38 protein-coding genes are annotated in these 24968 nt (G+C 59.4%); 35 read left to right on the top strand and 3 right to left on the bottom strand.

Annotated features, from left to right (window positions below; all coding sequences use genetic code 11):
• Window positions 1–3: 3 nt before the first annotated feature.
• Window positions 4–441, bottom strand: a complete 438-nt coding sequence (aroQ, locus tag H9L06_RS04250; RefSeq protein ID WP_187555998.1) for a type II 3-dehydroquinate dehydratase — start codon at window positions 439–441, stop codon at window positions 4–6.
• 73 nt (window positions 442–514) lie between these two features.
• Between aroQ and trmB the strand changes: the two genes are divergently transcribed.
• Window positions 515–1258, top strand: a complete 744-nt coding sequence (trmB, locus tag H9L06_RS04245) for a tRNA (guanosine(46)-N7)-methyltransferase TrmB (protein ID WP_187555997.1) — start codon at window positions 515–517, stop codon at window positions 1256–1258.
• A 12-nt stretch (window positions 1259–1270) separates the two neighbouring features.
• Window positions 1271–2122, top strand: coding sequence for a formate dehydrogenase accessory sulfurtransferase FdhD (fdhD, locus tag H9L06_RS04240; protein WP_187555996.1), 852 nt, complete (start codon window positions 1271–1273; stop codon window positions 2120–2122).
• Here the strand turns inward: fdhD and H9L06_RS04235 are convergent.
• Window positions 2091–4400, bottom strand: coding sequence for an FdhF/YdeP family oxidoreductase (locus H9L06_RS04235; RefSeq protein ID WP_246454489.1), 2310 nt, complete (start codon window positions 4398–4400; stop codon window positions 2091–2093). The genes fdhD and H9L06_RS04235 overlap by 32 nt on opposite strands.
• Window positions 4401–4981: 581 nt before the next feature.
• Here H9L06_RS04235 and rpsJ point away from each other — a divergent pair.
• The 33 genes from rpsJ to glmM all read left to right on the top strand — a co-directional run bounded on the left by rpsJ (window position 4982) and on the right by glmM (window position 23931).
• Window positions 4982–5290, top strand: coding sequence for a 30S ribosomal protein S10 (gene rpsJ, locus H9L06_RS04230; protein ID WP_025133701.1), 309 nt, complete (start codon window positions 4982–4984; stop codon window positions 5288–5290).
• Window positions 5291–5305: 15 nt separating this feature from the next.
• On the top strand, window positions 5306–5959 hold the full coding sequence (gene rplC / locus H9L06_RS04225) for a 50S ribosomal protein L3 (protein WP_187555995.1): 654 nt from the start codon (window positions 5306–5308) through the stop codon (window positions 5957–5959).
• A gap of 3 nt (window positions 5960–5962) precedes the next feature.
• Complete coding sequence (gene rplD, locus H9L06_RS04220; protein WP_187555994.1) at window positions 5963–6616, top strand: 50S ribosomal protein L4; 654 nt, start codon at window positions 5963–5965, stop codon at window positions 6614–6616.
• Window positions 6613–6912, top strand: a complete 300-nt coding sequence (gene rplW, locus H9L06_RS04215; RefSeq protein WP_187555993.1) for a 50S ribosomal protein L23 — start codon at window positions 6613–6615, stop codon at window positions 6910–6912. Before rplD ends, rplW begins: the two co-directional genes overlap by 4 nt.
• A gap of 22 nt (window positions 6913–6934) precedes the next feature.
• Window positions 6935–7774 carry a 50S ribosomal protein L2 gene (gene rplB / locus H9L06_RS04210; protein ID WP_187555992.1) on the top strand — a complete coding sequence of 280 codons (840 nt, stop codon included), beginning with the start codon at window positions 6935–6937 and terminating at the stop codon, window positions 7772–7774.
• A gap of 21 nt (window positions 7775–7795) precedes the next feature.
• Window positions 7796–8077: a 30S ribosomal protein S19 gene (gene rpsS, locus H9L06_RS04205; RefSeq protein ID WP_187555991.1), complete on the top strand. Its 282-nt coding sequence runs from the start codon at window positions 7796–7798 to the stop codon at window positions 8075–8077.
• Window positions 8078–8103: 26 nt separating this feature from the next.
• Window positions 8104–8484 (top strand): 50S ribosomal protein L22, encoded by a 381-nt coding sequence (rplV, locus tag H9L06_RS04200; protein ID WP_187555990.1) that lies wholly within the window; start codon window positions 8104–8106, stop codon window positions 8482–8484.
• 2 nt (window positions 8485–8486) lie between these two features.
• Window positions 8487–9245, top strand: a complete 759-nt coding sequence (rpsC, locus tag H9L06_RS04195) for a 30S ribosomal protein S3 (RefSeq protein ID WP_187555989.1) — start codon at window positions 8487–8489, stop codon at window positions 9243–9245.
• A gap of 2 nt (window positions 9246–9247) precedes the next feature.
• Window positions 9248–9667: a 50S ribosomal protein L16 gene (rplP, locus tag H9L06_RS04190; protein WP_187555988.1), complete on the top strand. Its 420-nt coding sequence runs from the start codon at window positions 9248–9250 to the stop codon at window positions 9665–9667.
• Window positions 9667–9984: a 50S ribosomal protein L29 gene (rpmC, locus tag H9L06_RS11890; protein ID WP_187555987.1), complete on the top strand. Its 318-nt coding sequence runs from the start codon at window positions 9667–9669 to the stop codon at window positions 9982–9984. Before rplP ends, rpmC begins: the two co-directional genes overlap by 1 nt.
• 2 nt (window positions 9985–9986) lie before the next feature.
• A complete protein-coding gene (gene rpsQ, locus H9L06_RS04180) occupies window positions 9987–10259 on the top strand; it encodes a 30S ribosomal protein S17 (protein ID WP_187555986.1) in 273 nt (90 codons plus the stop codon).
• Window positions 10260–10291: 32 nt separating this feature from the next.
• Window positions 10292–10660 carry a 50S ribosomal protein L14 gene (gene rplN / locus H9L06_RS04175; RefSeq protein ID WP_187555985.1) on the top strand — a complete coding sequence of 123 codons (369 nt, stop codon included), beginning with the start codon at window positions 10292–10294 and terminating at the stop codon, window positions 10658–10660.
• A gap of 5 nt (window positions 10661–10665) precedes the next feature.
• Window positions 10666–11028, top strand: a complete 363-nt coding sequence (rplX, locus tag H9L06_RS04170) for a 50S ribosomal protein L24 (RefSeq protein ID WP_187555984.1) — start codon at window positions 10666–10668, stop codon at window positions 11026–11028.
• On the top strand, window positions 11028–11606 hold the full coding sequence (rplE, locus tag H9L06_RS04165; RefSeq protein WP_187555983.1) for a 50S ribosomal protein L5: 579 nt from the start codon (window positions 11028–11030) through the stop codon (window positions 11604–11606). Before rplX ends, rplE begins: the two co-directional genes overlap by 1 nt.
• 110 nt (window positions 11607–11716) lie before the next feature.
• Window positions 11717–12115, top strand: a complete 399-nt coding sequence (gene rpsH, locus H9L06_RS04160; protein WP_187555982.1) for a 30S ribosomal protein S8 — start codon at window positions 11717–11719, stop codon at window positions 12113–12115.
• A gap of 6 nt (window positions 12116–12121) precedes the next feature.
• Window positions 12122–12658: a 50S ribosomal protein L6 gene (gene rplF, locus H9L06_RS04155; RefSeq protein ID WP_187555981.1), complete on the top strand. Its 537-nt coding sequence runs from the start codon at window positions 12122–12124 to the stop codon at window positions 12656–12658.
• Window positions 12659–12660: 2 nt separating this feature from the next.
• Window positions 12661–13035 carry a 50S ribosomal protein L18 gene (gene rplR / locus H9L06_RS04150; RefSeq protein ID WP_187555980.1) on the top strand — a complete coding sequence of 125 codons (375 nt, stop codon included), beginning with the start codon at window positions 12661–12663 and terminating at the stop codon, window positions 13033–13035.
• On the top strand, window positions 13032–13739 hold the full coding sequence (rpsE, locus tag H9L06_RS04145) for a 30S ribosomal protein S5 (protein ID WP_187555979.1): 708 nt from the start codon (window positions 13032–13034) through the stop codon (window positions 13737–13739). The genes rplR and rpsE overlap by 4 nt, the downstream gene beginning before the upstream one ends.
• Window positions 13739–13933, top strand: coding sequence for a 50S ribosomal protein L30 (gene rpmD, locus H9L06_RS04140; RefSeq protein ID WP_187555978.1), 195 nt, complete (start codon window positions 13739–13741; stop codon window positions 13931–13933). Before rpsE ends, rpmD begins: the two co-directional genes overlap by 1 nt.
• On the top strand, window positions 13930–14391 hold the full coding sequence (gene rplO / locus H9L06_RS04135; RefSeq protein WP_223165214.1) for a 50S ribosomal protein L15: 462 nt from the start codon (window positions 13930–13932) through the stop codon (window positions 14389–14391). Before rpmD ends, rplO begins: the two co-directional genes overlap by 4 nt.
• 155 nt (window positions 14392–14546) lie before the next feature.
• Window positions 14547–15872, top strand: a complete 1326-nt coding sequence (gene secY / locus H9L06_RS04130) for a preprotein translocase subunit SecY (RefSeq protein WP_187555977.1) — start codon at window positions 14547–14549, stop codon at window positions 15870–15872.
• Window positions 15869–16447, top strand: a complete 579-nt coding sequence (locus H9L06_RS04125) for an adenylate kinase (RefSeq protein ID WP_187555976.1) — start codon at window positions 15869–15871, stop codon at window positions 16445–16447. The genes secY and H9L06_RS04125 overlap by 4 nt, the downstream gene beginning before the upstream one ends.
• A 62-nt stretch (window positions 16448–16509) precedes the next feature.
• The gene (gene map / locus H9L06_RS04120; protein ID WP_187555975.1) at window positions 16510–17292 is read left to right on the top strand and encodes a type I methionyl aminopeptidase; all 783 of its coding nucleotides are present in this window, start codon (window positions 16510–16512) and stop codon (window positions 17290–17292) included.
• A gap of 127 nt (window positions 17293–17419) precedes the next feature.
• Window positions 17420–17641, top strand: coding sequence for a translation initiation factor IF-1 (infA, locus tag H9L06_RS04115; RefSeq protein WP_125099095.1), 222 nt, complete (start codon window positions 17420–17422; stop codon window positions 17639–17641).
• Window positions 17642–17721: 80 nt separating this feature from the next.
• On the top strand, window positions 17722–17838 hold the full coding sequence (gene rpmJ / locus H9L06_RS04110; protein ID WP_084516090.1) for a 50S ribosomal protein L36: 117 nt from the start codon (window positions 17722–17724) through the stop codon (window positions 17836–17838).
• 150 nt (window positions 17839–17988) lie between these two features.
• Window positions 17989–18357 (top strand): 30S ribosomal protein S13, encoded by a 369-nt coding sequence (gene rpsM / locus H9L06_RS04105; protein ID WP_187555974.1) that lies wholly within the window; start codon window positions 17989–17991, stop codon window positions 18355–18357.
• Window positions 18358–18404: 47 nt separating this feature from the next.
• A complete protein-coding gene (rpsK, locus tag H9L06_RS04100; protein WP_187555973.1) occupies window positions 18405–18803 on the top strand; it encodes a 30S ribosomal protein S11 in 399 nt (132 codons plus the stop codon).
• Between the two features lie 125 nt (window positions 18804–18928).
• On the top strand, window positions 18929–19915 hold the full coding sequence (locus tag H9L06_RS04095) for a DNA-directed RNA polymerase subunit alpha (protein WP_187555972.1): 987 nt from the start codon (window positions 18929–18931) through the stop codon (window positions 19913–19915).
• A gap of 44 nt (window positions 19916–19959) precedes the next feature.
• On the top strand, window positions 19960–20478 hold the full coding sequence (gene rplQ, locus H9L06_RS04090) for a 50S ribosomal protein L17 (RefSeq protein ID WP_187555971.1): 519 nt from the start codon (window positions 19960–19962) through the stop codon (window positions 20476–20478).
• A gap of 107 nt (window positions 20479–20585) precedes the next feature.
• Window positions 20586–21461: a tRNA pseudouridine(38-40) synthase TruA gene (truA, locus tag H9L06_RS04085; RefSeq protein ID WP_187555970.1), complete on the top strand. Its 876-nt coding sequence runs from the start codon at window positions 20586–20588 to the stop codon at window positions 21459–21461.
• A gap of 143 nt (window positions 21462–21604) precedes the next feature.
• The gene (gene rplM / locus H9L06_RS04080) at window positions 21605–22051 is read left to right on the top strand and encodes a 50S ribosomal protein L13 (protein ID WP_187555969.1); all 447 of its coding nucleotides are present in this window, start codon (window positions 21605–21607) and stop codon (window positions 22049–22051) included.
• A 32-nt stretch (window positions 22052–22083) separates the two neighbouring features.
• Complete coding sequence (rpsI, locus tag H9L06_RS04075) at window positions 22084–22563, top strand: 30S ribosomal protein S9 (protein WP_187555968.1); 480 nt, start codon at window positions 22084–22086, stop codon at window positions 22561–22563.
• Window positions 22564–22581: 18 nt separating this feature from the next.
• The gene (gene glmM, locus H9L06_RS04070; protein ID WP_187555967.1) at window positions 22582–23931 is read left to right on the top strand and encodes a phosphoglucosamine mutase; all 1350 of its coding nucleotides are present in this window, start codon (window positions 22582–22584) and stop codon (window positions 23929–23931) included.
• A 6-nt stretch (window positions 23932–23937) separates the two neighbouring features.
• Here glmM and coaA read toward each other — a convergent pair whose 3' ends face one another.
• Window positions 23938–24951 carry a type I pantothenate kinase gene (gene coaA, locus H9L06_RS04065; RefSeq protein WP_187555966.1) on the bottom strand — a complete coding sequence of 338 codons (1014 nt, stop codon included), beginning with the start codon at window positions 24949–24951 and terminating at the stop codon, window positions 23938–23940.
• Window positions 24952–24968 lie beyond the last annotated feature (17 nt).

Raw genomic sequence — 24968 nt, 5'->3', positions numbered from 1 at the left:
GTCTTAGCGCGCGAGCAGTGACGCCATGCGCCGAACCGCGAACTCGTATCCCTGAATTCCAGCGCCGAGGATCACGAACTCCGCGAGGCTCGAGAGGTAGGAATGATGGCGAAATTCTTCACGCGCGTGCGTATTTGATATGTGGATCTCGCCAAACGGCAACGCAACGCCCGCAAGTGCATCGCGTAGCGCAACGGAGGTGTGAGTGAGACCTGCGGGGTTAATGATGATGCCGTCGCAGTCTTTGCGCGCCTCGTGGATAGCGTCAATAATCGCGCCCTCGTGGTTGCTCTGCACCGCTCGCACAGCAAGGCCGTACTCCTTCGCAACACGTGTGGCGAGCCGCTCCACATCGGCGAGTGTGTCGCTTCCGTATACTTCAGGTTCACGAGTGCCCAAGAGGTTGAGGTTTGGACCGTTGACCAACAGTATTCGCTTCATTGCTCCCTCTTTCGCCGATTGCGTATTTCCATCGTAGTGCGATCACACATTCCAGGTTTGTTAGCGTATAGAGGTGACTGAACAGCCCCAGACCAAGAAGGTCTTTGATTCCACGACCTTCCGCGACAAGCCCGTCTCATTCGTGCGCAGAAGCGGGCGAATGACACCGTCGCAAATTCGCGCCTGGGAAGAATCGCGTGACGATTTCGTGCTCGATATCAAGCATGGTCCGGCGGCGACGAGTGTGGCAGACGGCGAACACGGTGAGCCAGTCGAAATCTTCGGTCGCGATGCGGCGCTTGTCGTAGAGATTGGATCGGGGCAGGGCCACCAGATTCTGCACGCAGCCGAAGCGCACCCTGAGAAGAACTTTCTGGCTGTCGAGGTATTTCGTGCGGGTCTCGCACGAACCGTGTTGCGAGCCAAAGAAGCGGGCCTCGAGAACTTAAGGCTCGCCGAAGTCAATGCCCCCGAGCTACTCGAAAAGTACCTTCCAGAGTCTTCGGTGTCAGAGATCTGGGTCTTCTTCCCAGACCCCTGGAAGAAGACGCGCCACCACAAGCGCAGGCTCATCAACGAAGACTTCACGAGAATCGCGAGCCGCGTGCTCGCTCCCGGCGGTGTGCTGAGGCTCGGTACTGACTGGGAGGAATACGCGGAGCACATGCGCGAGGTACTCGATGCAGCCCCAGACTTTGAGCGCGACTTCGATGGCGACTGGGCCGATCGATTTGATGGGCGCGTGCTCACCGCGTTCGAGAACAAGGGTATTGCGAAGGGTCGGGCGATCCGCGACCTCGCCTACCGGCGTAAGTAGATTGCGGCAGCTATGTCCCGAATAACCTCGCGTCAGCGCATCACGCGCATTGTGGTCGGCGAGCGACGCACCCAGCGGGCAGATTTCGTCGCGGGTGAAGAGCCACTCGAGATTCGAGTGGGTGGATCGCCGCTCGCGGTGACCATGCGCACACCAGGGCACGACGTTGAGTTGGCGGCGGGATTCTTGGTGTCGGAAGGCGTGATTGGGGCGCCTGGGGAGTTAGCCTCTGCGATCCACTGTGCGAGTACGAACGACGGCGAAGCGAACACCTACAATGTGCTCGATCTCACGCTCGCGCCGGGAGTGACACCGCCCGACCCGAGTCTCGAGCGAAACTTCTATACGACGAGTTCGTGTGGCGTGTGCGGAAAAGCGAGTATTGACGCGGTTCGCACGACCTCGCGATTTGAGGTGCATGAGGATCCGCTCGTGATTGAAGCGAGTGTGCTCGCAACGCTTCCTGAGACGCTGCGCGCCGGGCAGGCCGTGTTTGATCGCACTGGTGGATTGCATGCGGCCGCGCTCTTCGACGCAGTCACGGGGGAGATGCTCGTGCTGCGCGAGGATGTGGGGCGTCACAATGCGGTCGACAAGGTTATCGGGTGGGCGCTCGAACACGGCGAACTCCCAGCCAAAGGTCGAGTGTTGATGGTGTCGGGGAGAGCGAGTTTTGAACTTACGCAAAAGGCCTTGATGGCCGGGGTTCCGATGCTTGCTGCGGTATCGGCGCCGTCGTCACTTGCGGTTCAACTCGCGCGCGAAGCCGGGCTCACACTCGTCGGATTTTTACGCCACCCCTCAATGACCGTCTACAGTCGTGACGATCGAATTATTGACTCGACGCTTCAAACCGAACCATAACCGCCTTGAAACCCGGGGTGTTGGACTCGCGGGCCACAAGCTCGCGGTGCACCAGTGGGTTTGCTTCGGGGTAGTACGCTGCAACGCACCCGCGGGCTGTTGGGTACGCGACGAGACGAAACTTATCTGCGCGACGCTCCTCGCCCCGAAACACTGAAACGACATCGACGACGTCTCCGTCGGCAAACCCGGTTTCGCGCAAATCCTCAGGATGAATGAGGATCACCCTGCGGCCATTCTTGATGCCGCGGTACCGGTCGTCGAGCCCATAGAACGTGGTGTTGTATTGATCGTGCGAACGAAGAGTTTGCAGCACCAGGTGTCCGGCAGGCGGGGTGAGGTATTCGAGGTCGCGAACCGAGAATTGGGCCCTACCCTGAAGATTTGCGAAACTCCGGCGGTCGCGAGGGGGATTCGGCAGCACGAATCCGAACTCGGCGCGCACGCGGGCATTGAAGTCTTCTGTGCCCGGAATCACGCGCGAGCAGTGATCGCGGATCACGTCGTAGTCATCGGCCATCGCCTTCCAGTCGACGGTGTGCTCCGGCCCAAAAATGGAGTGTGCCATGCGGGCGATGATTACGGGTTCGGCGAGCAAATGATCGGATACAGGCTTTAGGCGCCCCTGTGTGCGGCTCACTACCGACATTGAATTCTCGACCGAGAGAAATTGTGCGCCGCCCGGGTGCTTGTCATCGATGTCGGTTCGTCCGAGCGTCGGAAGGATGATCGACGTCTTGCCGTGGACGACGTGCGACCGGTTTGGCTTCGTCGAAATGTGCACAGTGAGGCCGGTGTTCTTGAGCCCCGCCTCCATAAACTCGGTATCGGAGTTCGCGAGTGCAAGGTTGCCCCCGAGCGAGACAAATACGTCGACGTCGCCGCGATGCATGGCCTCCATTGCCTCGGTCGAATCGTAGCCGTGGTGCCGCGGCGAGGTGATTCCGAACTCGGTATCGATCCGCGTGAGCAAGTCTTCGGTCGGCTTCTCCCAGATGCCGAACGTGCGGTCTCCCTGCACGTTTGAGTGACCTCGCACCGGGCATGCTCCAGCGCCGGGCTTTCCGAAGTTGCCCTGCAATAGCAGAAGATTCACGATCTCCTTGATGGTGTCCACCGAGTGGGGTTGCTGAGTAATTCCGAGGGCCCAACAGAAAATGGTTGCTTTTGAGGCGGCGAGCAGATCCGCAATGTGCTCGATTTCCTTGCGCTCGAGTCCCGTCGCGTTGTGGATCTCATCCCAATCAAGGTTCGCCCGAGCGGCGGCGTAAGCTTCAAAGCCCTCCGTGGAAGATGCGACGAAGTCGCGATCCACCACCGAACCTGGAGCCTCTGCCTCTTTTTGCAATAGCAAGTGCCCGAGCGCCTGAAACAGTGCCTGGTCGCCACCGACCTTGATCTGAAGAAACTCGTCGCTCGTGCGCTCGCCGTCACCGATAAGTCCCTTTGGCGTCTGTGGATCCTTGAAACGGAGCAGGCCTGCCTCTGGGAGAGGGTTCACCGCAACGACCTTGCCGCCGTTCTTGCGGCACTCGACGAGCGAACCAAGCATGCGCGGGTGATTGGTGCCGGGGTTCTGGCCAACGACGAAGATGAGCTCCGCTTGCTCAAGGTCTTCAAGCGACACGGTTCCCTTGCCGATACCGATCGTGGGATTCAGTGCGACGCCCGAGGACTCATGGCACATGTTGGAACAGTCGGGGAGGTTGTTCGTACCGAGCGAGCGCGCGAGGAGCTGGTACATGAACGCGGTCTCATTCGGGGTGCGGCCCGAGGTATAGAACGTGCAGCGATCCGCAGTCGTAGCGCGCACATGCTCGCCAATGATTGTGAAAGCTTCATCCCAGGGGATAGGGGAGTAGTGAGTGTCACCCTCTCGAATAATCATGGGGTGGGTGATGCGCCCTGACTGTCCGAGCCAGTACTCGGTCTTCTGCTCAAGTTCTGAGATTGGGTGGGCGGCCCACCAGTCTGGTGTCGCAATTCGCAGCGTGTTTTCTTCTGCGAGAGCCTTCGCACCGTTCTCGCAGAACTCCACTTTCTTGCGGTCGCCGGTGATCGACTCTGGCCATGCGCAGCCCGGGCAATCAACGCCATCGGGCTGGTTAATTCGGAACATCGATCGCACAGTGCGGCTCACACCGCCCTGTTGCAGGCCGCGCTCAAACGCAACGCCAACCGCTTTGAGACCCGCTGCGGACGTCTTCGGCTGTGACACCTCAATGTCGTCCTCGTTGATATCGTGAAGTTTCACGACGCGCCCGTGTATCTCTGACACCCTGCAACCCTCTTCCTTGAACGACTTTGCCCAGGATACCCCGCAATTTCGTACCGCTCTGGCAGTATTGATTGGTTGTCAATACTGATTTCGAATCGCCGTGATCGTTTCGCTTGATCGCTGGTAGGGGCCCGCGAAGCACGAGCGACACGCCTGCAGCCAGCGCTAGGAGCAAAGGCCATTTCTGGCCTTTGTGCACTGGCTGGGGAGCCCGTCTCGGGCTCCCGGGAGGCCCGGGCAGCGAGTGCGAAGCACGAGCGACACGCCCGGGTTGCATCGGAGGATTCGCTGTGTCAAAATAGACAGGTTCAGTACTCCGTGCATGCGGATCACTGCCAGGCTGTGCATTGTCACTCGGGTTTCGAGGTGATGAGGCCGCAGGTAGCGAACACATCCCGCACGCCAATTGGCGGCCAGACATGCGTCCGGCCGTTTTTGTGTGTGCAGGAATTGACAGGTGAACAGAGACCCAGCACATGGCGCCGAGAGGTGCCGTACTGCCAGGGCGCTGATACGCAACAAGACGTCCAATGCGTCGGTCACAAGCCGACGGTATGACGCAAGAGAAAGTAGAGAGTCACATGGCGGGACAGAAAATCCGCATCCGACTGAAGTCGTATGACCACGAGGTCATTGACAACTCGGCACGCAAGATCGTCGACACGGTCACCCGCGCGGGTGCAACCGTTATCGGCCCAGTGCCGCTCCCCACGGAGAAGAACGTGATCGCAGTGATCCGTTCACCACACAAGTACAAGGACAGCCGCGAGCACTTTGAAAAGCGCACGCACAAGCGTCTCATCGACATTGTCGATCCCACCCCGAAGGCCGTTGACTCGCTCATGCGCCTCGACCTTCCTGCCGATGTCAACATCGAGATCAAGCTGTAAGGGGGATTCCGGAACATGACTGCAGTACGCAATGTAAAGGGTCTCCTGGGCACCAAGCTCGGTATGACGCAGGTTTGGGATGAGAACGGCAACGTCGTTCCCGTCACTGTCATTGAGGTAGCTCCGAACGTGGTTACCCAGATCCGCACCCCCGAGGTCGACGGCTACAGCGCCGTGCAGATCGCAGCGGGCGCGATTGATCCGCGCAAGGTGAACAAGCCTTCCGCTGGCCACTTCGAGAAGGCAGGGGTCACCCCTCGCCGTCACCTCACTGAGGTTCGCACCGCAGATGCTGCTGAGTACACACTCGGCCAGGAGCTCACGCTTGAGGGCACCTTCGAAGCCGGTCAGAAGATCGACGTCGTCGGAACCTCGAAGGGTAAGGGCTTCGCCGGTACCATGAAGCGCCACAACTTCAAGGGCGTTTCAGCATCGCACGGTGCTCACCGTAACCACCGCAAGCCCGGCTCGATTGGTGGCGCAGCTACCCCGGGTCGCGTATTCCGTGGCCAGCGTATGGCTGGTCGCATGGGCGGCGATCGCGTTACCGTGCAGAACCTCGTTGTGCAGGCCGTCGACGCAGAGAAGGGTCTCATCCTTGTTAAGGGTGCAGTTCCCGGAGCTCGCGGTCGTCTCGTATTCGTTCGCAACGCAGTGAAGGGGGCGTAGTTCATGGCTACTGCTACCAAGCTCGAAGTTTTCGATGCACAGGGCAAGAAGGCTGGGTCGGTTGACCTTCCTGAAGCGCTCTTCGGCGTCGAGACCAATATTCCGCTGATCCACCAGGTGGTCACCGCACAGCTTGCTGCTGCGCGTCAGGGCACCCACAAGACCAAGACCCGTGGCGAGCGCTCAGGTTCGGGCGTAAAGCCGTTCAAGCAGAAGGGCACTGGCCGCGCGCGTCAGGGCTCGGTTCGCATGCCGCAGCACCGCGGTGGCGGCATTGTTCACGGGCCGGTGCCACGCGATTACTCGCAGCGCACCCCCAAGAAGATGATTGCTGCTGCTCTCAGTGGCGTACTCTCGGACCGCGCTCGCGCGAACCGTTTGCACGTTGTTGAAGGCTTCGGCATCGGTGAAAAGCCTTCGACAAAGACTGCTCGCGATTTCCTCGCGTCTGTCGCTCCAGGCAATCGCGTAGTTGTGGTCGTTGACCGCGACGACGAGACCACCGTGCTCAGCGTTCGTAATCTTCAGAACGTTCACGTGCTGTTCCACGATCAGCTCAATGCATACGACGTGGTTGTCAGCGACGATCTCGTCTTCACCAAGGCGGCCTTCGACGCGTTCGTCGCCGGTCGCGCCGCTAAGGAGGACACGAAGTGAGCTTGAACAAGTCTGCACACGACGTCATCATCCGCCCGATCGTCTCTGAGAAGAGCTACGGTCTCATCGACGCAAATGGTCAGTACACCTTTGAGGTAGCACCGACCGCTTCGAAGACCGAGATCAAGCTCGCTATCGAGCAGGTATTCGGTGTGAAGGTCTCAAAGATCAACACGCTGAGCCGCAAGGGCAAGACCCGCCGCACGAAGTTTGGCACAGGCAAGCGCAAGGACACCAAGCGCGCCATCGTCAAGCTGAAGTCGGGCTCCATCGACATCTTCACGGCTGCGCTGTAGAAGGGGCGAAAAGGAACACACTATGGCTATTCGCAAGTACAAGCCGACGACCCCGGGTCGTCGCGGATCGAGCGTTGCTGATTTCGCTGAAATCACCCGTTCGACCCCTGAGAAGTCGCTGCTCCGCCCGCTCCCTAAGACGGGTGGCCGCAACAACCAGGGCCGCATCACCACTCGCCACATCGGCGGTGGCCACAAGCGCCAGTACCGCGTCATCGACTTCCGTCGCAATGACAAAGACGGCGTGAACGCCAAGGTTGCTCACATCGAGTACGATCCGAACCGCACCGCGCGCATTGCGCTGCTGCACTTCGTTGACGGCACCAAGCGTTACATCCTGGCTCCGAACAAGCTGAACCAGGGCGACGTTGTTGAGTCGGGTCCGAATGCTGACATCAAGCCAGGCAACAACCTTCCGCTGCGCAACATTCCTACGGGTACCGTTGTGCACGCGATCGAGCTCAAGCCCGGTGGCGGCGCCAAAATGGCACGCTCCGCAGGCGCGTCAGTTCGTCTCGTCGCGAAGGACGGCCCCTACGCTCAGCTGCGTCTCCCCTCGGGTGAGATCCGCAACGTCGATGCGCGCTGCCGCGCGACCATCGGCGAAGTGGGTAACGCTGAGCAGTCGAACATCAGCTGGGGCAAGGCCGGTCGTTTGCGCTGGAAGGGCGTTCGCCCGACCGTTCGTGGCGTTGTCATGAACCCAGTGGATCACCCACACGGTGGTGGCGAAGGCCGCACCTCGGGTGGTCGTCACCCGGTCAGCCCGTGGGGTCAGAAAGAAGGCCGCACGCGTCATCCGAATAAGGAAAGCGACAAGCTCATCGTTCGTCGTCGTCCATCCGGAAACAAGAAGCGCTAGCAGGAAGGTAAGGAGCAGAAGATGCCACGTAGTCTCAAGAAGGGCCCCTTCGTCGACAACCACCTGCTTGGCAAGGTTGTTGCACAGAACGAAGCTGGTTCAAAGAACGTGATCAAGACTTGGTCACGCCGTTCGATGATCATCCCAGCGATGCTGGGCCACACCATCGCAGTTCACGATGGTCGCAAGCACATCCCCGTATTCGTCACGGAGACCATGGTCGGTCACAAGCTCGGTGAATTTGCACCGACTCGTACCTTCCGCGGTCACGTGAAGGACGACAAGAAGGGCCGTCGCCGCTAACGCGGTGACGTGAAGGAGGAAGAGAAATGGTGGAGTCGATCGCCCGCGTGCGTCATATCCGCATCACCCCCCAGAAGGCCCGTCGCGTCGTAGACCTCGTTCGCGGAAAGAACGTACAGGAAGCACTTGCCATCCTGAAGTTCGCACCGCAGGCAGCTGCAGAGCCCGTATTCAAGCTCGTCGCTTCGGCGATCGCGAATGCGCGTGTAAAGGCTGACAAAGAGAATCTGCGTCTCAACGAAGACGAGCTCGTCATCGCCCGTGCCTTTGTCGACGAGGGTGCAACGCTCAAGCGTTTCCGCCCCCGCGCTCAGGGCCGTGCGTTCCGTATCAACAAGCGGACCAGCCACATCACGGTCGTTCTTCAGACCGCTGATGAGCTTGCAGCCGCCAAGAAGGGAGCCTAGGTATGGGCCAGAAGATTCATCCCTACGGCTTCCGCCTCGGGATCACCACCGACCATGTGTCGCGCTGGTTCTCGGACTCGACGAAGAAGGGCCAGCGTTACGCTGACTATCTCGCCGAGGACATCAAGATCCGTCAGCACCTCACCGAGTCGCTCGACCGCGCTGGCGTTTCCCGCGTAGAGATCGAGCGCACCCGTGACCGTGTTCGCGTCGACATTCACACCGCCCGTCCGGGTATTGTGATTGGCCGCCGCGGAGCAGAGGCTGAGCGCATTCGCGCTGACCTCGAGAAGCTCACCGGTAAGCAGATCCAGCTCAACATCCTCGAGGTGAAGAACCCTGAGGCTGACGCTCAGCTCGTTGCACAGGGCATTGCAGAGCAGCTTGCTGCTCGTGTTGCATTCCGTCGCGCAATGCGTAAGGGCCTCCAGGGTGCTCAGCGCGCTGGTGCCAAGGGCGTTCGTATCCAGGTCTCAGGCCGCCTCGGCGGTGCCGAGATGAGCCGTTCGGAGTTCTACCGCGAAGGGCGTGTGCCACTGCACACCCTGCGCGCAAACATCGATTACGGTTTCTACGAGGCAAAGACCACCTTCGGCCGCATCGGCGTGAAGGTTTGGATCTACAAGGGCGACCTCACGAATAAGGAACTCGCACGTGAGCAGGCGGCTCAGAAGCCGTCGCGCGAACGTGGCGATCGCCGCCGTGCACCCCGTGGTGCACAGGCCGAGGCTGCACCTGCTGCAGCAGGAGCGGAGAAGTAACCATGCTTATTCCCCGTCGAGTCAAGTACCGCAAGCAGCACCACCCGAGCCGCAGCGGTCAGTCGAAGGGCGGCAACAAGGTCGCATTCGGTGATTTCGGTATTCAGGCGCTTACCCCCGCTTACGTGACGAACCGTCAGATCGAGTCCGCTCGTATCGCGATGACCCGTCACATCAAGCGCGGTGGCAAGGTGTGGATCAACATTTACCCAGACCGTCCGCTCACAAAGAAGCCTGCTGAAACCCGCATGGGTTCAGGTAAGGGTTCGCCTGAGTGGTGGGTCGCCAATGTCAAGCCGGGCCGCGTCCTCTTCGAGGTCGCCGGTGTCGAAGAGCAGCTCGCACGCGAGGCTATGACCCGCGCGATCCACAAGCTGCCCCTCAAGGCCCGCATTATCAAGCGTGAGGAGGGCGACGCGTAATGGCGATCGGTACCAAGGAACTGGCCATCACCGAGCTCGACAGCTTTGAGAACGAGCGTCTCGCTGAAGAACTCAAGAAGGCAAAGGCCGAGCTCTTCAACCTGCGTTTTCAGTCGGCCACTGGCCAGCTCGAAAACCACGGGCGTGTACGCCAGGTGAAGCGCGATATTGCACGCATTTACACAGTTCTTCGCGAGCGTGAGCTCGGCATTCGGATCACTCCGGTTGCGGCTCCAGCGAAGAAGGCTTCCGGAAAGAAGTCCACCACCAAGAAGTCCGAGCAGGCGGATGCCGCCGCTGAAACGAAGGAGGCCTAAATATGGCTGAGGTCGAGAAGGAACAGCGCGGCTACCGTAAGGCTCGCCGTGGCTATGTTGTCAGCGACAAGATGGAAAAGACCATCGTTGTCGAGGTTGAGGACCGCGTGAAGCACCCGCTTTACGGAAAGGTTCTTCGACGCTCAACGAAGGTGAAGGCTCATGATGAGCTGAACACCGCGGGTATCGGCGATCTCGTGCTCATCCACGAGACTCGTCCGCTGAGTGCTTCGAAGCGCTGGCGTCTCGTTGAGATCCTCGAGAAGGCTAAGTAAGCCTCGCGCTTACTGAGTGAAGGAGTTACTAAGTGCTTCAGCAGGAATCACGACTCAAGGTGGCCGATAACACCGGCGCCAAGGAGTTGCTCACTATCCGTGTCCTCGGGGGATCGAAGCGCCGCTACGCAGGCGTTGGAGACACCATTGTTGCAACCGTTAAGGACGCAATCCCCGGTGGAAACGTGAAGAAGGGCGATGTCGTCAAGGCAGTCGTCGTTCGTACTCGCAAGTCGACCCGTCGCGCTGACGGTTCGTACATCAGTTTCGACGAGAATGCCGCCGTTATTCTGAAGGCAGACGGGGAGCCTCGCGGCACCCGTATCTTCGGTCCGGTTGGCCGTGAGCTTCGCGACAAGAAGTTCATGAAGATCGTCTCGCTCGCACCGGAGGTGATCTAGCCCTTATGGCTGCAAAGATCAAGAAGGGTGACCTTGTAGAGGTCATCTCGGGCCCGACTCAGGAGCGCGGTGGATACCGTGGCAAACAGGGTCGTGTCATCGAGGTTTTCACTGAGACTGACCGTCTGGTCGTCGAAGGCGTTAACTACGTAACCAAGCACGTGCGCGTCGGCCAGTCCGACCGCGGCGCAAAGGAGGGTGGCCTCGAGACTGTTGAGGCTCCAATCCATGTGTCGAATGTCGCACTCATTGATCCGTCGACGAAGAAGCCAACTCGCGTTGGTATCCGCGTCGAGGAGATCGAGAAGGACGGCAAGAAGAAGACCGTCCGCGTGCGCTACGCAAAGAAGTCTGGGAAGGACCTCTAATGACTGAGACTGCTGTAGCTGCTGGCAAAATCCAGCCGCGCCTCAAGCAGAAGTACCGGGCCGACATTGTTCCGGCACTCCGCGAGGAGTTCAACTACGCAAACATCATGCAGGTTCCAGGTCTCGTGAAGATCGTTGTGAACACTGGTGTTGGTGAAGCTGCCCGTGACAGCAAGGTGATCGAGGGCGCAATCGCTGACCTCGTGAAGATCACCGGTCAGAAGCCGAAGGTTACACTCGCACGCAAGTCGATTGCGCAGTTTAAGCTTCGTGAGGGTCAGGCAATCGGCGCACACGTCACACTTCGTGGCGATCGTGCGTGGGAATTCCTTGATCGTCTGATCACACTTGCTCTGCCTCGTATCCGTGACTTCCGCGGACTTTCGGCAAAGCAGTTCGACGGTGCGGGCAACTACACCTTCGGTTTGACCGAGCAGAGTGTGTTCCACGAGATCGATCAGGATAAGATTGATCGCGTGCGTGGATTCGATATCACTATCGTGACCACCGCCACCAACGACGACGAAGGTCGCGCGCTGCTTCGTGCGCTCGGCTTCCCGTTCAAGGCAGATAACTAAATAGTCCAAGCGGATCGGGTGCCCGGAGTTCCGGGCACCCAGTTCGCGTGTCACCCAGGTCGGTAGTTGTGTAACAGCTATCGATACCAGGCGAGAAAGTAGAGTCACTCATGACGATGACTGATCCGGTAGCAGATATGCTCACCCGGTTGCGCAATGCAAATAGCGCACATCATGACGACGTTTCGCTTCCCGGCTCAAAGCTGAAGGAGCGGATCGCCGAGATCCTCAAGCGTGAGGGTTACATTGCTGACTGGAAGGTAGAGCCAGCACGCGTTGGCACGACCCTTTCAATGACGCTGAAGTACGGCCCGAACCGCGAGCCTTCGATTGAAGGCCTGAAGCGCGTGTCCAAGCCAGGTCTCCGCGTTTACGCGGGCTCGACCGAACTCCCGAGCGTTCTCGGTGGTCTTGGCATCGCGATCCTGTCCACTTCCTCAGGTCTGTTGACCGACCGCGAGGCTGAGCAGAAGGGCGTCGGCGGCGAAGTGCTCGCCTACGTGTGGTAAGTCGTCATGTCACGTATTGGAAAGCTTCCCATCACCGTTCCTGGTGGTGTAGATGTAAAGATCGATGGCCAGCAGGTCACGGTCAAGGGTTCGAAGGGCGAGCTGTCGCTCGTTATTGCCGAGCCGATTCGCGCAACCGTTGAAGATGGCCAGATCCAGGTCAGCCGTCCCGACGACGAGCGTGAGTCCCGAGCGCTGCACGGTCTGACCCGCACGCTCATCAACAACAACATTATTGGTGTGACCGAGGGCTACTCGAAGTCGCTCGAGGTTGTTGGCACCGGTTACCGCGTGCAGCAGAAGGGTGCTGGCCTTGAGCTCGCACTTGGTTTCTCTCACCCAGTGACCTACGACGCCCCTGAGGGCATCACACTCTCAGTTGAGGGTGCAAACAAGATCACCGTCAGCGGTATCTCAAAGCAGGCAGTCGGTGAGGCTGCCGCGAACATCCGCAAGCTGAAGAAGCCAGAACCCTACAAGGGCAAGGGCATCCGCTATGCGGGCGAGAACGTTCGCCGCAAGGCTGGAAAGGCTGGTAAGTAACCATGGCCGCTAACATCACCCGTGCAAAGGGCCGTTCGGCTGCGCGCGTTCGCCGCCACGCCCGCCTGCGCAAGAAGATTGTCGGCACCGAGGCGCGTCCACGTCTCGTTGTGACTCGCTCTTCGCGTCATGTGTTCGTTCAGGTCATCGACGATTCAAAGGGCCACACCGTGGCTTCTGCTTCGACGATGGAAGCTGATCTTCGCGTATTCGAGGGAGACAAGACCGCTAAGGCACGCAAGGTTGGCGAGCTCGTCGCCGAGCGTGCAAAGGGCGCTGGCGTTACCGCTGTCGTCTTTGACCGCGGCGGCAGCCGCTACGCAGGCCGTGTCGCAGCGATCGCCGACGGCGCTCGCGAAGGGGGTCTGACCCTGTGAGCAACGAAACGAAGGAGCAGGAAGTGACTGCTGAGGCTCAGAACGAGGCTCCAGCCGCTGAGGCGCAGGCTACCGATCACCGCAGCGAGCCCCGCGAACAGCGTCGCGGCAGCCGCGATCGCGGTACTCGCAACGAGCGTGGCGGTCGTGACCGCTCGGAAAGCCAGTTCCTCGAGCGCGTCGTTACCATCAACCGTGTGTCGAAGGTCGTCAAGGGCGGCCGTCGCTTCAGCTTCACCGCGCTTGTCGTGGTGGGCGATGGCAATGGCACCGTGGGTGTTGGCTACGGCAAGGCGAAGGAAGTTCCACTCGCAATCTCGAAGGGCGTCGAAGAGGCCAAGAAGAACTTCTTCCGCGTACCACGTGTTGCGAACACCATCCCGCACCCGGTGCAGGGCGAGGCCGCTGCAGGCGTCGTGCTGCTCCGTCCGGCAGCAGCAGGTACCGGTGTTATCGCCGGTGGCCCAGTTCGCGCCGTACTCGAGTGCGCTGGTATCCACGATGTGCTGAGCAAGTCGCTCGGTTCATCGAACACTCTGAACATTGTGCACGCGACCGTTGAGGCGCTGAGGCAGCTCGAGGAGCCCCGCTCCGTAGCAGCTCGCCGTGGCCTTGACTTCGACCGCGTCGCCCCGGCTCGCCTCGTGCGCGCTGAGGCGAAGGCTGCGGCCGACGCTGCCGCGAAGGCAAAGGCAGGTGCGTAATGGCTAAGTCAAAGAGCCTGAAGATTACGCAGACGAAGTCAGTGATCAGCGAGAAGCAGAATCAGCGCGATACGCTGCGGAGCCTCGGTCTCAAGAAGATCGGCCAGTCGGTCGTTCGCGAAGATACCGTTGCAAACCGTGGATACATTCGTGCGGTGGCTCACCTGGTCCAGGTCGAGGAGGTCGACGCATGAGCGAGAAGAATGAAGAGCGCGGTGAGGTGCTGAAGGCACACCACCTCCGCCCAGCTCCCGGTTCGAAGACTGCAAAGACCCGCGTGGGTCGCGGTGAGGCGTCCAAGGGTAAGACCGCAGGTCGCGGCACCAAGGGCACCAAGGCGCGCTACCAGGTCAAGGCCGGCTTCGAAGGTGGCCAGATGCCGCTTCACATGCGTACTCCGAAGCTGCGCGGGTTCAAGAACCCGTTCCGCACTGAGTACCAGGTCGTGAACGTGGCGAAGCTTGAAGAGCTGTTCCCCAAGGGTGGCGATGTCACCGTCGAGGCGCTCGTCGAAAAGGGCGCCGTGCGCAAGAACCAGCCTGTCAAGGTGCTGGGCAACGGCGACCTGAAGGTCAAGCTTTCCGTGCAGGTCGATAAGGTCTCGAGCTCAGCAGAGCAGAAGATCGTCGCAGCCGGCGGAGAAGTAAAGTAACTCATTCGAGCAATGCTTGATTGAGAAGGGGGTGTGGAGTGCCCGCGGGCTCTCCACACCCCCTTCTTGTATCTTGCTGGCCCCGCATCGCGTGTAGGCTGGTCTAGTTGCTCCTCGCCGGAACGAATCCGGCGAAATACCCAGGAGGCTGAGTTTTGTTCAGAGCCATCGGACGTATCTTCCGCACACCCGACCTCCGTCGGAAGATTGTGTTCACGCTCGGTATTGTCGCGTTGTTCCGACTCGGATCGTTCGTGCCAACTCCGTTTGTTGACTTCAATAATGTGCAGGCCTGCCTCGCGTCGAACCAGGGAGGCGGCACGGCCGGCCTCTACGACATGGTCAACCTGTTCAGCGGTGGTGCACTGCTGCAACTCTCGATCTTTGCGCTTGGCATCATGCCGTACATTACGGCCTCGATTATTACCCAGCTTCTCCGAGTTGTGATTCCGCACTTCGAGACCCTTCATAAAGAAGGCCAGGCTGGTCAGGCAAAACTCACCCAGTACACTCGTTACCTCACCATCGCACTCGCGGTGTTGCAGTCGACCACACTGATCACTGTCGCTCGTTCAGGTCAACTGTTTGGCACCTCGGCCAACCAGGCCTGCCAAAACCTCGTCGCTCAAGAGTGGTGGGCGATCCTCATCATGATCATCACGATGACCGCGGGTACCGGCCTCATCATGTGGTTCGGCGAGCTCATCACCGAACGTGGCATTGGCAATGGCATGTCGCTGCTCATTTTCACCTCGATCGCAGCAACCTTCCCAAGCGCCCTTTGGGTTATCCAGGAGCAGCGCGGCTGGGAGATCTTCTTCTTCGTTATTGCGGTCGGACTTGTCGTGATGACAGCCGTTGTATACGTTGAGCAGTCACAGCGTCGTATCCCGGTTCAGTATGCGAAGCGTGTTGTTGGGCGCCGCACATATGGCGGTTCGAGTACCTATATTCCGATCAAGGTGAACATGGCTGGCGTGATCCCGGTCATCTTCGCGTCAGCGATCCTGTACCTCCCGATGCTTATCGCGCAGTTCAATCAGCCGAAGGCCGGCGAAGAGCCACAGCCTTGGGTCGTGTGGGTGCAGAACAACCTCGTGTATGGCGATCAGCCGCTCTACATGCTTGTGTTCTTCGTGCTCACTGTCGGCTTCACCTTCTTCTACGTTCAGATCACCTTCAACCCTGAAGAAGTTGCTGACAATATGAAGAAATACAGCGGCTTCATTCCGGGTATTCGTGCGGGCCGACCAACTGCTGAATACCTCAACTACGTCTTGACTCGGATTACGAGCGCCGGTTCTCTCTACCTGGGTATCGTTGCACTGATTCCGCTCATTGCCCTCTCGTTCTTTGGGGCAAACCAGAACTTCCCATTCGGAGGTGCATCGATTCTGATTATTGTCGGTGTTGGCCTCGAGACCGTAAAGCAAATCGACGCGCAGCTGCAACAGCGTCACTACGAAGGGCTCCTTAAGTGACAGTAACCCGACTCCTCATCATTGGTCCTCCCGGCGCAGGCAAGGGAACCCAGGCCACGCGAATTGCCGAACACTACGGAATTCCAGCGATTTCTACCGGAGATATCTTCCGAGCGAATATCAAAGGCCAGACTGAACTCGGTAAGCAGGTCCAGGCGATCATTGAGAGCGGGGAACTCGTTCCAGACTCGCTCACGAACGAGATTGTTCGGGACCGGTTGAACCAGGATGATGCGGTTTCAGGGTATCTTCTCGACGGTTACCCGCGTAACGTCGAGCAGGTGCAGGCTCTTGAAGAAATGGTGCAGGGCGACTCGCTTAACGCTGTGCTACTTCTTGAAGCAGATACTGACGAAGTAGTGGCGCGTCTTCTGAAGCGCGCCGAACTCGAAGGTCGCGCCGACGATACCGAGGAAGTAATTCGTCACCGCCAAGACGTCTACGCCGAACAGACGCTTCCACTCGTCGAACTCTTCGAGGAACGAGGCATCTTGGTGCGTGTTAACGGCCTCGGTGAGATAGATGAGGTTGCACAGCGTATATCCGACGGGCTGACAGCAAAGCTTGGTCGATAGACGTGGCGCGACGTGGATTCCTGCGGAAGTCGATTTATAAGTCTCCCGCACAGCTTCGGCTGATGGTAGAGCCCGGTCTCGCGGCCGTTGCAGCGCTACGTGCGATGCGTGAGGCGATCCGCCCTGGAATCACCACGCTCGCACTTGATGCAATCGCTGAAGACGCGATCCGCTCGCTCGGGGGAGCACCCAATTTCATGCTCGAGCCCGGTTACCGCCACACTATCTGTGCCAACGTGAATGCCGACGTCGTTCATTCAATTCCGAATGAGCAGCCGCTCAAGGCGGGTGACATCGTTTCTCTAGATGTTGGCGCCGTGATAAACGGTTGGAACAGCGATGCTGCGATCACCGTAGCTCTTGCTGACGAGGCGCGACCTGAGATCTCAGCTGCTAACCAGTTGCTCTCTGATGTCACGGAGCAGGCAATGTGGCACGGTATTGCACGACTCGCCCGCGCCGAACACCTCAATGAAGTGGGTGAATCGGTTTCGGCCTACGTGCGCAAGCACAGCGACTTTAATGTGCTCGAGGATTACATTGGGCACGGTATCGGGCGAAGCATGCATGAAGACCCGCAAGTCTTTAATGTGCCGGTGGCAAAGCGTGGGCCTGAAGTGAAACCTGGGCTTGTCGTTGCTATCGAACCAATTATCTCCGCAGGCACAATCGAAACCGTGATTCAGGACGACGATTGGACCGTAACCATTGCTGATGGGTCGATGAGTGCCCAGTGGGAACACAGCGTTGCGGTGCATGAGCGCGGTATCTGGGTACTCACGGCCGAAGATGGTGGGGCAGAGGGGCTCGCACCCCTCGGAATCACGCCGGTTCCGATTCCATAGCGCGACTTTACAAAACGCAATTACAGGGGTAGTGTTGTCCCTTGGTGCTTTGCGCCTGTTTTCGCGTTTGCGAAATCGGTGTTGGCATTCGCACGACTGATGATTCAAAGTAAGCATAAGTGAGGCTATGGCGAAGAAAGACGGCGTCATCGAGATTGAGGGCCAGGTCGCAGAGGCTCTCCCGAACGCAATGTTCCGGGTTGAGTTGACCAACGGTCACAAAGTGCTCGCGCACATCTCGGGAAAGATGCGTCAGCACTACATCCGCATCCTTCCAGGAGACCGCGTGATCGTAGAACTGACCCCGTACGATCTGACCCGTGGTCGCATCGTCTACCGCTACAAGTAGACGCTCGACTGCGCTCATTGGGAAGTAACGGCTTGCGGCAATCCGTAAGTACGAGGACAGCGAACCGCTAAGGAAACAACATGAAGGTCCAGCCAAGCGTCAAGCCAATCTGCGATCACTGCAAGGTGATCCGCCGTCACGGCCGCGTCATGGTGATCTGCAAGAGCAACCCCCGTCACAAGCAGCGTCAGGGATAACTCTTTGCGCCCTTGTGGCGCATGCAGATTCAATAATTCAATAACACACCAGCGCATCGAAGAATCCAGGCTAACTGGAGGACACCTCGGGCGGAGGCCCGATCCCCCGATGCGCACCACACCTCCACCAATCCGCAAGGAGAGCCAAGCATGGCACGTATTGCAGGCGTAGACATCCCGCGCGACAAGCGCGTAGAGATTGCGCTCACTTATATTTATGGCGTTGGTCGCACGAGCGCGCTCAAGACACTCGCTGATACCGGGATCGACGGCAATGTCCGCGTCAAGGATCTGACTGACGAGCAGCTCGTTCAGCTTCGCGATCACATCGAGGCCAACTTCAAGGTTGAGGGTGACCTCCGCCGTGAGGTAGCAGCAGACATTCGCCGCAAGGTCGAAATTGGCAGCTACCAAGGTCTCCGCCACCGCCGTGGTCTGCCAGTGCATGGTCAGCGCACAAAGACGAACGCGCGTACCCGTAAGGGACCGAAGCGTACCGTCGCCGGTAAGAAGAAGTAACTCCGGTACCCACCGACCATCACACAGAGTTTTCAGGAGAATACCCAATGGCTGCACCTAAGCAGGCGGCGCGCAAGCCACGTCGCAAAGATAAGAAGAATGTCGTCGCGGGCCAGGCCCACATTAAGTCGACGTTCAACAACACCATCGTTTCCATCACCGATTCGACCGGTGCCGTAATCAGCTGGGCCTCATCAGGTGGCGTCGGCTTCAAGGGTTCACGTAAGTCGACCCCGTTCGCCGCTCAGCTTGCCGCTGAGTCTGCGGCGCGCAAGGCGCAAGAGCACGGCATGAAGAAGGTCGACGTGTTCGTTAAGGGTCCCGGCTCGGGACGCGAGACGGCCATCCGCTCACTTCAGGCCGCTGGCCTCGAGGTCGGATCGATCAACGATGTCACACCGCAGACGCACAACGGCTGCCGCCCACCCAAGCGTCGTCGCGTTTGAGTCTTTTTGCTGCGCTGGCGTTCGTCAGCGCAGCACCGGCAGGGCCGCTGGTCCTGTCGGATCGTTCCCAACACCCTCTTACCGCATGAGTCATATAGCGGACTCCAGCGAAAGGAACTAACAAAGTGCTCATTGCACAGCGCCCCACTCTGACTGAAGAATCAATCTCCGAGTACCGCTCGCGCTTCTCGATCGAGCCCCTCGAGCCCGGCTTCGGCTACACGCTCGGTAACTCGCTCCGTCGTACGCTGCTCTCGTCGATCCCCGGCGCCGCTGTTACCAGCGTTCGCTTCGAGGGAGTAGCTCACGAGTTCACCACGATCCCCGGTGTCACCGAAGATGTCACTGAGATCATCCTGAACATCAAGGGCCTCGTGGTCTCAAGCGAGCACGATGAGCCGATCACCGCGTACCTGCGTAAGACCGGTTCAGGCGAGGTTACAGCTGCTGATATCTCCGCACCAGCAGGTGTCGAGGTTCACAACCCAGAGCTCGTAATTGCAACTCTCGGCGACGATGCGCAGTTCGAACTCGAGCTCACCATCGAGCGTGGACGTGGGTACGTCTCAGCAGCGCAGAACCGAAACGACGATGCTGAAGTTGGCCGCATTCCGGTTGACTCGATCTACTCGCCCGTTCTCAAGGTGACCTACCGTGTCGAGGCAACTCGTGCCGGTGAGCGCACCGACTTCGACCGCCTTGTGGTTGACGTTGAGACCAAGCCCGCTATTTCACCTCGTGATGCAATCGCCTCTGCTGGCTCCACGCTGGTTGAACTCTTCGGTCTTGCTCGCGAGTTGAACACTGCAGCTGAGGGTGTCGAGATTGGCCCAGCACCGGTTGAGGTTGCAGCCGAAGGCGAACTTTCGATTCCGATCGAAGACCTCGACCTTTCGGTCCGCAGCTACAACTGCCTCAAGCGCGAGGGCATCAACACCGTGAGCGAACTTGTTGCGCTTTCGGAAGCCCAGCTCATGAACATTCGTAACTTCGGCCAGAAGTCCGTATTCGAGGTGCGCGATAAGCTCGCCGAGATGGGCCTCTCGCTCAAGGACGCGGTTCCCGGCTTCGACGGAACCAACTTCTACAGCTACGAGGACGACGCAAACTAACGATCCGGCGTCGCCGTTGATCGCACACCAACAGGAGTACACACATGCCCAAGCCCACAAAGGGCGCCCGCCTCGGAGGCGGCCCCGCTCACGAGCGCCTCATGCTCAACCAGATGGCATCTCAGCTGTTCGAGCACAAGCGAATCCAGACCACCGAGACAAAGGCAAAGCGTCTGCAGCCAGTCGCCGAGCGTCTCGTAACCTTTGCGAAGCGCGGAGACCTTTCTGCACGTCGTCGCGTCATGCGCCAGATTCTCGACAAGTCGGTCGTGCACGAGCTCTTCACCGAGATCGCACCGCTTGTTGAGAACCGCGAAGGTGGCTACACCCGCATCATCAAGACTGGTTTCCGCAAGGGCGACAACGCGCCTCTCGCAGTCATCGAGCTCGTACTCGAGCCAGTGAACCCGAAGCCAAAGAAGGCTGCAGCAAAGGCTGAAGAGCCGAAGGCTGAGGCAGTCGAAGAGGCGCCGGTCGAAGAAGAGGCAGCTGCTGAGGAAGCTCCTGCTGAAGAAGCAGCAGAGGCTCCCGCAGAGGAAGCTGCTGAGGAGAAGGCTGAGTAAGTCTTTCCGAGCAATAGCAACTGTGCCCCGCAAGGTTTGTCCTGCGGGGCACAGTTGCGTTTTAGTGGCTTTACCCTTGGCTTCGGTCGGTCTGACAGAATTGACATGTGAAAACGCGCCGTCTGAGACTCGACCTCGCCTATGACGGCACTGATTTCTCAGGGTGGGCGGTGCAACCAGGTCTGCGAACCGTACAGGGCGAGATCGAAACAGCACTTGAGACTCTGCTTCGCGCCGAGCCCGGGGGAGTGAGGCTTACTGTCGGGGGACGCACCGACGCTGGCGTGCACGCGCGAGGCCAGGTTGCGCACATCGATGTGACACACGACCAGTTCGCAAAGTGGGGTGGGAGCCAGCGAGCAGGTGGAGCTGTGCAGACATTTGATCAGCTCATGACTCGACGACTGAATGGGGTGTTGGCTCGATCCGCACCCGATATCGCAATTCATTCGGTGAACGAGGTACCGGCGGAATTCGACGCTCGCTTCGGCGCGCTTCGCCGTCGCTACGAATATCGGGTGCGTTCGGCGCGCGCGCGCCGAGATCCACTTACCGCGAGATTTACTGCTGAAGTGCCGCGCGAGCTTGATCTCGAACTCATGCAAGAGGTTTCGCAGCAACTGCTCGGACTGCAAGACTTCGCGACGTTCTGCAAAGCGAGAGAGGGCGCGACTTCGGTGCGCGAATTGCTGGTGTTCGATTGGCGTGAGACAGATGACGAGGCGTACGCGGCACGAATTGAGGCAGACGCCTTCTGCCATTCAATGGTGCGGGCGCTCGTGGGGTCAGTTGTGGCGGTCGGCCATGGGCGGATCGATTCCGATGAGCTCATCGAGCTGCGTGACGCACGCTCACGAACAAGCAGGTTCACGGTTATGCCCGCACACGGACTGTCGCTCGAAGAGATCGTGTACCCCGATGCCAGCGAACTCGCCGCGCGTGCCGAGCAAACTCGAGCTCGGCGGGACGCAATAGGTGAGTAGCTGTGCTAAAGTAGATCCTTGGTGCGTATGCACCCGAATTGTTGAGCCCTCCACCGCGCAGGAACTCGAGTCAGTTATGGATCGAGACCGGCATCGGAGTGGGATTCACGAACTCCTCCATTTCGACAGAAAGCAGCACGATTGTGACTCGCACATATTCGCCGAAGGCCGCTGACCAGAAGCACGATTGGATCGTCATTGACGCTACCGACGTGGTTCTCGGCCGCCTCGCATCGCACGCCGCAGCATTGCTTCGCGGCAAGCACAAGACCACCTTTGCTCCTCACATGGACATGGGTGACTACGTCATCGTAGTGAACGCTGACAAGGTTGTCCTCACCGGCAACAAGGCAGACAAGAAGCGCGCATACCGTCACTCGGGTTTCCCGGGCGGCCTCACCTCGGTGAGCTACACCGAGCTTCTCGAGAAGAACCCGCAGCGCGCTGTTGAGAAGGCCATCCGTGGCATGCTCCCCAAGAACTCGCTTGGCGCAGATCTGTTCCGCAAGCTGAAGGTCTATGCAGGTGCTGAGCACCCGCACGCTGCCCAGCAGCCCACCCCATACACCTTCAACCAGGTTGCGCAGTAAGCGCGCTAGAGACGAAGAAGAGAGACTTTAACGTGACTGAAGAGCAGACTGTAGCCCCTGAGAGCTACACCACCGAGACCCCCGCATCGCAGGCAACCACCCAGGCTCCGCGCCCCGCACTCACCGTTCCAGGTGCTGCTGTTGGCCGTCGCAAGCGTGCGATTGCTCGTGTTCGCCTCATTCCGGGCAGCGGCACCATGACCGTAAACGGTCGTGAGCTTGCTGAGTACTTCCCAAACAAGCTGCACCAGCAGCTCATCACCGACCCGTTCACCGTGCTTGAGCTCAATGGCTCGTACGACGTGATCGCTCGCATCGTTGGCGGCGGCCCCTCGGGCCAGGCAGGTGCGCTGCGCCTCGCTATCGCACGTGCGCTCAACGAGATCGATGCAGAGCACAACCGCCCAACGCTCAAGAAGGCTGGCTTCCTCAGCCGCGACGCTCGCGTCATCGAGCGCAAGAAGGCCGGTCTCAAGAAGGCCCGCAAGGCGCCTCAGTACTCGAAGCGCTAAACAGGAGCGAGTTCCTCAATGGGACGCCTGTTTGGCACCGACGGGGTGCGGGGCCTGGCTGGGGTGGACATCACCGCAGACCTGGCCCTCGGCCTCGCGCACGCAGCGGCTCTCGTTCTCGGGCGTAACGCCCGAAGCGAGAGCCGTCGCGCTACCGCGATCGTTGCGCGCGATCCGCGGGTCTCTGGCGAGTTTATCTCGGCAGCTGTGTCGGCCGGTCTCGCTGCGGCCGGAGTCGATGTACTTGACGCTGGTGTGATTCCCACACCTGCTGCGGCATACCTTGTTGCAGACACGGGGGCCGACTTTGGTGTGATGGTGTCTGCCTCACACAATCCCGCACCCGACAATGGCATCAAGTTCTTCGCAGAGGGTGGCCGCAAGCTCCCCGACGACGTCGAAGACGCCATCGAAGCTGCCATGAGCAAGCCTGCGGTTGCGGTGACCGGTTTCGAGGTTGGTCGGATCCGCAGATTCGCCGACGCCGAAGATCGCTACCTCGTGCACTTGCTCGGCACACTCGAGGGGTTGAGCCTTGCCGGATTGCACGTAGTGCTCGACTGCGCTCATGGCGCGGCCTCTGGTATCTCGCCTGACGCATTTAGCGACGCGGGCGCCAAGGTGACTGTCATCGGCAATGATCCCGATGGTATGAACATTAACGACGGCGTGGGATCCACGCATGTCGAACCGCTTGCAGCGAAAGTCATTGAAGTTGGGGCAGACCTCGGTATTGCTCACGATGGTGACGCAGATCGATGCCTCGCTGTCGATGCGGCCGGCAATCTTATTGATGGCGACAAGATCATGGCGATTCTTGCCCTGTCGATGTCTGCGCGGGGCAAGCTCGAGCAGAACACGCTTGTCGCGACTGTTATGTCGAACCTTGGTCTCAAGCTAGCGATGGCCGATAACGGTATCGATGTTGTCGAGACCGGTGTAGGCGATCGCTATGTGCTCGAGGCCATCAACGAGCACGGATATTCGCTTGGTGGCGAACAGTCCGGTCACGTGATCATGAGCGAGTTCGCGACAACTGGTGACGGGATTCTCACGGGCCTGCATATCGCGGCCGAGATTGTTCGCACTGGCAAGTCACTTGCCGAGCTCGCTGAGTGCATGCAGGTGTACCCGCAGGTGCTGGTCAACGTTCGCGGTGTGGATCGCACGAAGGCAAGCAGCGACGAGGTCTTGCAGGCCGCAGTTCGCCAGGTCGAAGAGGTGCTCGCTGGCAACGGCCGCGTGTTGCTTCGCCCCTCTGGCACTGAGCCTGTCGTGCGCGTGATGGTTGAGGCCTCACATGTTGATCACGCTCAGCAGCTCGCTGACGACCTAGCCGCTATCGTGAAGGAACGCCTCGCGGTCTGATCCGCACTACAGCTTGCGCAGCAGCACCTTTTGCACGCGGTGGTCTGACTCTTTGCGCAGCACAAGGGTCGCCCGTGCGCGCGTTGGCCGAATATTTTCGATGAGGTTCGGCTCATTCACGCTCTTCCAGACGTCGTGGGCGAACGCGATCGCGTCTTCCTCACTCTGCTGAGAGAACCGCGTGAAGAACGAGTTCGGATCAGCGAACGCGCTCTCACGCAGCTTGAGAAACCGGCGGGTGAACCAGGTCTCGATGTCGCTTGTGCGGGCGTCAACATAGACAGAAAAATCGAAAAGATCTGACACGGCGAGCGGGTGAGACATTGACGGTGGTTGCAAGACGTTGAGCCCTTCAACAATGAGAATGTCAGGCTGCCTGACCACGGTGTACTCACCGGGAATAATGTCGTAAAACAGGTGACTGTAGTGGGGTGCGCGAACCTCAGGCATGCCAGACTTCACCTGCGAAACGAAACGAAGCAGGGCCCGCCGATCGTACGACTCAGGAAATCCCTTTCGGTCCGTAAGCCCACGCCTGTCTAGTTCGGCATTTGGGTAAAGAAAGCCATCGGTGGTCACGAGTGACACGTTCGGCGTTTCGGGCCAGCGGGCGAGCAAATCGCGAAGAATACGAGCCACCGTTGACTTGCCGACAGCCACAGAACCGGCGACACCGATCACGAACGTGCTCGGTCGTTCGTTCTCGCGGTGCAGGAACTTTCTGGTGCGCTGGTGCATCTCGCGAGCGGCGATCGCATACTGGTTTATGAGGCGGCTTAGCGGTCGATACACCTCAGAAACTTCGACGAGATCCAGCACTTCGCCAAGCCCACGAAACGCGTCGACCTCTTGCTCAGTCAGCGGCATCGGCGTCTCGCCGGCAAGTCGTGCCCACTCATCTCGGTCGATCTCTGTGAACGGCGAGGTGAGGTCGGGGCGGATCAGCGTTTGTGTATCAAGACCCACCGTTTCTGTGCTCAAATCATCGGTGGCTTGGGCTTCGCTGTGTTTTTGGCTCATCGTTCACCTATCGTGCC

The organism is Leucobacter denitrificans (assembly GCF_014396385.1).
GTDB classification, from domain to species: domain Bacteria; phylum Actinomycetota; class Actinomycetes; order Actinomycetales; family Microbacteriaceae; genus Leucobacter; species Leucobacter denitrificans.
This window is presented reverse-complemented; position numbering and strand designations above follow the sequence as displayed.